We start from the raw sequence: 928 nt of genomic DNA, 5'->3' as shown, positions 1-928 counted from the left end.
GTAGAGGCCTAACATGCCTGCCTGTCACGCAGGAGATCGCGGGTTCGAATCCCGTCAGTTCCGCCATTTTAGTATGTATGATATAGTAAGAAAAACTAAATATGGCTCGGTAGCTCAGTCGGTAGAGCAGAGGACTGAAAATCCTCGTGTCGGCGGTTCGATTCCGTCCCGAGCCACCTTTCAAGTGGAAACAAGTAATGTGCCGGTGTAGCTCAATTGGTAGAGCAACTGACTTGTAATCAGTAGGTTGGGGGTTCAAGTCCTCTCGCCGGCACCATTGTGGAGGATTAGCGAAGTGGCCAAACGCATCAGACTGTAAATCTGCTCCCTTACGGGTTCGGTGGTTCGAATCCATCATCCTCCACCAGTTTTTCTCAAAGTTATAATGGCGGTCGTGGCGAAGTGGTTAACGCACCGGACTGTGACTCCGGCATTCGTGGGTTCAAGCCCCATCGGCCGCCCTCTATACTTAGTACTGGGGATTAGCCAAGCGGTAAGGCAACGGACTTTGACTCCGTCATGCATAGGTTCAAATCCTATATCCCCAGCCATTAAGAGCCATTAGCTCAGTTGGTAGAGCACCTGACTTTTAATCAGGGTGTCGAAGGTTCGAGTCCTTCATGGCTCACCATTTATAGTTTTTTGCGGTCGTGGCGGAATTGGCAGACGCGCACGGTTCAGGTCCGTGTGGGCTAACCCCCCGTGGAGGTTCGAGTCCTCTCGACCGCACCATATATATTTGCGGACGTGGCTCAGCGGTAGAGCATCGCCTTGCCAAGGCGAGGGTCGCGGGTTCGATTCCCGTCGTCCGCTCCATTATCCATATGGCGCCATAGCCAAGTGGTAAGGCAAAGCTCTGCAAAAGCTTCATTCCCCAGTTCAAATCTGGGTGGCGCCTTGACTGCTCAATATGGATTAAATATAAATA

The 928-nt window shown here is 51.6% G+C and carries 9 tRNA genes; all 9 read left to right on the top strand.

From position 1 onward, the window contains the following. Window positions 1-103: 103 nt before the first annotated feature. Window positions 104-176: transfer RNA gene (locus JO375_RS24380), tRNA-Phe, on the top strand. Between the two features lie 25 nt (window positions 177-201). Beyond that, window positions 202-277, top strand: a tRNA-Thr gene (locus JO375_RS24375). Between the two features lie 4 nt (window positions 278-281). After that, window positions 282-367 (top strand) — tRNA-Tyr (locus JO375_RS24370). 21 nt (window positions 368-388) lie between these two features. After that, window positions 389-461 (top strand) — tRNA-His (locus JO375_RS24365). 15 nt (window positions 462-476) lie between these two features. After that, window positions 477-551, top strand: a tRNA-Gln gene (locus JO375_RS24360). Between the two features lie 4 nt (window positions 552-555). Further along, window positions 556-631: transfer RNA gene (locus tag JO375_RS24355), tRNA-Lys, on the top strand. A 13-nt stretch (window positions 632-644) separates the two neighbouring features. Beyond that, a tRNA-Leu gene (locus JO375_RS24350) sits at window positions 645-732 on the top strand. Between the two features lie 9 nt (window positions 733-741). Continuing rightward, a tRNA-Gly gene (locus JO375_RS24345) sits at window positions 742-816 on the top strand. A gap of 10 nt (window positions 817-826) precedes the next feature. Then, window positions 827-898, top strand: a tRNA-Cys gene (locus tag JO375_RS24340). Window positions 899-928: the final 30 nt, after the last annotated feature.

Source organism: Paenibacillus farraposensis (genome assembly GCF_020736845.1).
Taxonomy (GTDB): Bacteria; Bacillota; Bacilli; order Paenibacillales; family Paenibacillaceae; genus Paenibacillus; species Paenibacillus farraposensis.
Note: the sequence above shows the minus strand (reverse complement) of the source record. Positions and strands in the feature narration are given on the sequence as shown.